General features: G+C 64.3%; 6 protein-coding genes. 3 read left to right on the top strand and 3 right to left on the bottom strand.

What is annotated here, in order from left to right; translation table 11 throughout:
- Positions 1-39: 39 nt before the first annotated feature.
- The 3 genes from COGEMETH_RS24650 to COGEMETH_RS24660 form a co-directional block, all read right to left on the bottom strand.
- Entirely contained in the window at positions 40-543 is a 504-nt protein-coding gene (locus COGEMETH_RS24650; RefSeq protein ID WP_238185309.1) for a CsbD family protein, read from the bottom strand.
- A 58-nt stretch (positions 544-601) separates the two neighbouring features.
- Positions 602-763, bottom strand: coding sequence for a CsbD family protein (locus COGEMETH_RS24655; RefSeq protein WP_238185304.1), 162 nt, complete (start codon positions 761-763; stop codon positions 602-604).
- Between the two features lie 91 nt (positions 764-854).
- Positions 855-2,315: a helix-turn-helix transcriptional regulator gene (locus COGEMETH_RS24660; RefSeq protein ID WP_238185305.1), complete on the bottom strand. Its 1,461-nt coding sequence runs from the start codon at positions 2,313-2,315 to the stop codon at positions 855-857.
- A 249-nt stretch (positions 2,316-2,564) separates the two neighbouring features.
- Here COGEMETH_RS24660 and COGEMETH_RS24665 point away from each other — a divergent pair, with 249 nt between their 5' ends.
- From COGEMETH_RS24665 to COGEMETH_RS24675, 3 genes are all read left to right on the top strand, one after another.
- Positions 2,565-3,191 (top strand): sigma-70 family RNA polymerase sigma factor, encoded by a 627-nt coding sequence (locus COGEMETH_RS24665; protein WP_238185306.1) that lies wholly within the window; start codon positions 2,565-2,567, stop codon positions 3,189-3,191.
- A 720-nt stretch (positions 3,192-3,911) separates the two neighbouring features.
- On the top strand, positions 3,912-4,130 hold the full coding sequence (locus tag COGEMETH_RS24670; protein WP_238185307.1) for a hypothetical protein: 219 nt from the start codon (positions 3,912-3,914) through the stop codon (positions 4,128-4,130).
- Positions 4,131-4,154: 24 nt separating this feature from the next.
- Complete coding sequence (locus COGEMETH_RS24675) at positions 4,155-4,523, top strand: hypothetical protein (RefSeq protein WP_238185308.1); 369 nt, start codon at positions 4,155-4,157, stop codon at positions 4,521-4,523.
- The last annotated feature ends 254 nt before the right edge of the window (positions 4,524-4,777 follow it).

The following is a 4,777-nucleotide window of genomic DNA, read 5'->3' on the forward strand; positions in this document are numbered from 1 at the left end:
GTCCCGGCGTGGTCGGACCGATCAATTGCAGCGTTGAGATCAGTCGCGGCGGTGGATGAGCAGGCCGAGGCCGTAGCCGAGGAGGCCAGCCACGATCAGAGCGGCGATGGGGTGCTCCACGATCTGGCTGGTGGCCTCGCGGCCACCCTCACGCAGGTAGCGGCCGCCGTTTTCGTAGGCGTCCTCGGCCCGGTCGTAGGCATCGCGACCGGCGCTGCGGACGTAACGCTCACCGCGCTCGTAGGTGTCGCTGGCGGCACCCTGGGCGCGGCGCGCGCGGTCCTCGACGTCGTCGGACCCAATCAGGTTGCCGACCGTATCGCGGGCCTTGCCGCCGACGTCGCGGGCGGTGTCAGCGACATGCTCGGCGGCGTCGCGCACGGTGTCCTTGGCCTGGCCGTAGAGGTTCTCGGCGGCGCCCTGCGCCTCGCGGGCACGGCCCTCGACCGAGTCGCGCTTCGAGCCGGTGAGGTCACCCACCGTGCCCTGAACCTTGCCGCCGAGCTCCTTGGCGGCGCCGGTGATGCGATCTGTGTCAACCATGTCGTTGTTCCCGTGTTCGGAGATGATGATGTTCATGAGGTGCGACGCGAAACCTTAACTACGGCTTAGAAGATTGCTTCGGTTTCACGTTGTACTTCGGTAATTTTTGCTGAGATTTTCCCTCGGCCTCGACTTTGGGATCGCCGACCAACTTGCCGATGGCCTCCTTGATCGAACCCTTGAGCTTGTCGGAGGTGTCGGTCGTCTTCTGCGAGGTCACGAAATGCTCCAAAGCCTGGGCGATTGACATACACGTCAAGTGGCCCTCCATTTCCGGCAGGCAATGATGCAGATGTACTAGTTGAGGGGTTTTATTTGCTTGGCTGGGCTAACGGGAATCCGTTGTCCCGGCCCCAGACGATGGCCTCGGAGCGCTTGTGCACGTCGAGCTTCCGGTAGAGCGACGCCGAGTGGTTCCGCACCGTGTTCCTGGACAGGTTCAATCGCTTTGCGATGGCGTCGTCCCCAAGCCCCTGGCAGATCAGGTCGAGGATCTGGCGCTCGCGCACGGAGACGTTCGGGACGATGCCGTCCTGATGCTCGCTACCTGGCCGGCGCAGGCTGGCGAGCTTCTCGATCAGCCCCCGACTGAACCACGAGGTATCAGCCATCACCGCCTCGATGGCCTCGAAGTGGTCGCGCTCGGTACGTTTTCGCTCGGTGATGTCCTGCAGGACCATCAGGGCAAAGGTCTCAGATCCGATCTCCACACGCTCGGCCGAGGCCAGGCAATCGAAGTTGGTGCCGTCCTCGTGCTTAAGGCAAACCTCCAGGCCGAGCACGTAACCGGTGCGCGCCAACGCAGACTCGAACTTGATCCGGGCTGCCTCGTGAACCCAGAGCCCAAGGTCCGCTGGCGAGCGCCCTGACACCTTGTCGGCGCTATAGCCGAACACCCGTGTGAAAGCCTCGTTGACGCCGGTGACACCGAAGTCGTCGGCGCGCACCAGCAGGGTCGGCACCGGGGTCATGTTGAACGCCTTGGCGAAGCGCTCCTCGCTCTGGCGCAGGGCTGTCTCCGCCTTCCGGCGCAGGTCCAAGTCGGCGAAGGTGAACAGCATACAGGGCTCGTCGCCCAACTCGATGGGCTGTCCGGCGACGATGACGTAGCGCGATCCGCCATCAGGCAGGTCGAGGCAGGCCTCCATCTGAGGGATAGTACTCCCGCTGTTCAGGCGCGAGATCGCGAGATCCCGACTGCGGGCGCCAGACAGCACGTCGATCTCGTAGACACTGCGGCCGATCACGGCGTCGCGGGTGTACCCGGTCATCTCCAGGAAGCCGAGATTGACCTTGACGTGGCGCAGGTCCGAGAGCCGGCAGATTACGGCCGGGGCCGGGTTGGCGTTGAAGGTAGCCTCGAAGCGCTCCTCGGCCTCGAACTGGTCAGAGACGTCCTTGAGGATGAGCGCGAGACAGCTCGGATTGCCCTCGCGGTCGGTGGCGACCAGGCTGCGCAGGGAGTGGACGAAGTCGACGTCCGGCCTATCGGTGCGCTTCACGTCGACGATGACGTCGTGGAAGCGCTCTCCGGAGACTACGCGCTCCATTGGATACTGATTCGGCGTGTGGTTGTTGCGGTAGCGCAGGGCGAAGCGCTTGCGGTATGCCTCTACCGTTTCGCCGAGCTCACCGACGGTCTCCGCCCCGTGCATCGCGAGCGCGGCCTCGTTGGCATAGGCGATGGTCTGGTCGGGCTCGACCAGGATCACGCCCTCACTGAGGCCGGCTATGATCTGCCGAAGCTCATGCCTGTCGATGCCAACCGTCACCTTCAATCACCCTCACACCGCTTGGATCAAGCGAGGCCGTAACAGGCGAGTGCGGAGCACGGTTCCAGTGAGTGGGAATGATTGTCTGGTATATCTGGATCATTGACGGGATCGTGAACGATCAGCCAAAACCGGCCACGCATATCTACCGTAGAGGGGCGGAAAGATCCGGTCGTTTCCCGGAAGAAGGTTGAATTTCCTCACATGTACTTAAGCATAATCTCTAACAGGCCTTCGTCGAGCGAGGGATTGCCCCGCCACGTCCAGGACCTGATCGGACGGAAACTCGACGAGCTCATCCCGAGAACCGACGCTGTCGACCCTGACACACGGCTCGGCCGGGTGATGCTCCGGCTCAGGGCCGCACTGCTCGACGCCGAGGCGGAGCGCCAGGTCACGAAGGCGTTCGGGGACGATCTCATCGCCCTCGTGCCGCGCCTCCGCCGCTTCGCCCGCACGCGAACAGGATCCGCCGCGGAGGCCGACGACATGGTTCAGGCGACCCTGATGCGGGCCTGGGAGCGCAGGTCCCAGTTCGAGGACGGCACCAACCTCGTCGCGTGGCTGTTCACGATCCTGCGCAATACGCACCTGAACCAGCGCAAGCGCTTGCGACGCGAGGTCGAGGACGTTGACGGGGAATTCGCAGGTGCGCTTTCCTCGGCGCCCGACCAGGAGCATCGGATAGCCCTGTTCGAGTTGCAGGCCGCCTTGGATGACCTTCCCGTGGAGCAGCGCGAGACCCTGCTGCTGGTGACGGTGGATGGGCTCCGGCACGAGGACGCGGCCGCCATCCTCGGCTGCCAGGTCGGCACCGTGAAGAGCCGGGTCAGCCGGGCGCGGGAACGCCTCGCCATCGCCCTGGGCCTGTCATGACGGCGCAAACGCCTGCACCGGATGCCGCGAGAACCGTCCCGCCCTTCTATCCGGCACCCGTTGCAGCGCGGGTGCAAGCCGCTCTCGACAGCTACCTGAGGGAACGCGCGCCCGACCAGCGGCTGGCGTTCTGGAAGGCGGTCGCGCTCGGATACGGCGGGAACTTCGAGACCCTGGCCGGATACGCTTTACCAGCGACGTCGAAGACTTCGTCCTGAACGGGCTATCCATCGAGCACGGTTCGGTGAGGGCGCCTCGGAAACTGCATTTTACCTAGTCTTGCCCCAGAAAAATGATGCGCCTGCATCATTGAGCGATCCCGGGGCGGGCATATTTCTCGATCAACGCCGAAAGCGTCGGCGCGAACGGCGAGCGAATACCGAAGTTATGCCGGACTTCATGAGTCCCCCCGATCAGGTCCGGCATGGCCGCAGGGCCGGGCGTCGTGCCGCTCCGGGCGCACGTTCGGCCCGTAGGCCCACCCATCACGAACAGTTCGGAGGATTCCGTATTGGCCAATTCCAGTGCGCCTGAACCCATACCCGGAGCCGACGACCTCACCGAGGCGCCGCCGCGGCCATTCCCGGGCGCACGTCCACTCGGTTCGGACGAGCCGTCGGAACCCTACGAGGAAACGCCTCCGAACGAGTCGTCTGAGTCCGGCATCCGTCCCGAGCGGCCGGCGGCCCAGCCGACCGCCCCGGGACGACGGGGCTGAGCGTGTTCCGGGAGGACTACGAGACGCAGGCGATCCAAGAAGCCGTCGAGTCCGGCATGGCTCACCGCGAGCTCATGGAGACCTTGGGCGGCCTGCGGATCAGCGACTTCATCCCGCCCCATGCCGGAGAACCGGTCGCGGATTATGCAGCCCGGGCAACGGGCGAGCTCATGGTCCGATACCTCGCGCAGGATAAGGACGACACCGTGCCACCCGTTTAGCGGGCAGGCCCTGGAGAGGAATTGATGTCATCCCATCCCAATTTCGCCGCGCTGTGGCTGAGCATCGCGTGCGCCGTGCCTTTCCAGGCCGCAGCGCAGGCGGGCTTCGACGGACAATGGTCCGTCACCGCCATCGTCGAGGACGGCGGCTGCACGGGTCCCTACCAGTATCCCATCGTCATTCGTGACGGCGTCGTCGATGACGCGAGCGGCAGCGGGGCCGATGCATCGGGACGCGTCCGCAAGGACGGTCGTCTCGTCGGCTCCATAAAAAGCGGGCTTGCCGACATCGCCGTCGAAGGCCGCCTCCGGACAGCCGCGGGAGGCGGCCGCTGGAACCTCTTCGGTCCAATCCCTTGCCGCGGCCGCTGGACGGCAAGCAAGGCAGCGTAATCACAGAGAGCGCACTGACGCCAGCCTGCAAAAGACTGATGGATGCGAGCTAAATTCCGCCTTGTCTGCCGCGTGTGATACAATTAGACACGAAATGCAATAATTATACAAGCAACGCTTTCCGGTTATTATTTGTTTATAGCCTATCGCAACAGAGGAGATGCAGATGCGATTGAAACTTGCTGGCGCAGCCGTCCTTGCCCTCGGTACGATTGCCGCCACGGCCGGCGCCGCCGTAATTACCCACCCCTTTG

The sequence above is a fragment of the Methylobacterium trifolii genome (genome assembly GCF_022179685.1).
Classification (GTDB): domain Bacteria; phylum Pseudomonadota; class Alphaproteobacteria; order Rhizobiales; family Beijerinckiaceae; genus Methylobacterium; species Methylobacterium trifolii.

Coding starts and splice junctions, on each gene's coding strand:
- COGEMETH_RS24650 (WP_238185309.1), bottom strand. CDS start 543: ATGGTTGACACAGATCGCATCACCGGCGCCGCCAAGGAGCTCGGCGGC.
- COGEMETH_RS24675 (WP_238185308.1), top strand. CDS start 4,155: ATGTCATCCCATCCCAATTTCGCCGCGCTGTGGCTGAGCATCGCGTGC.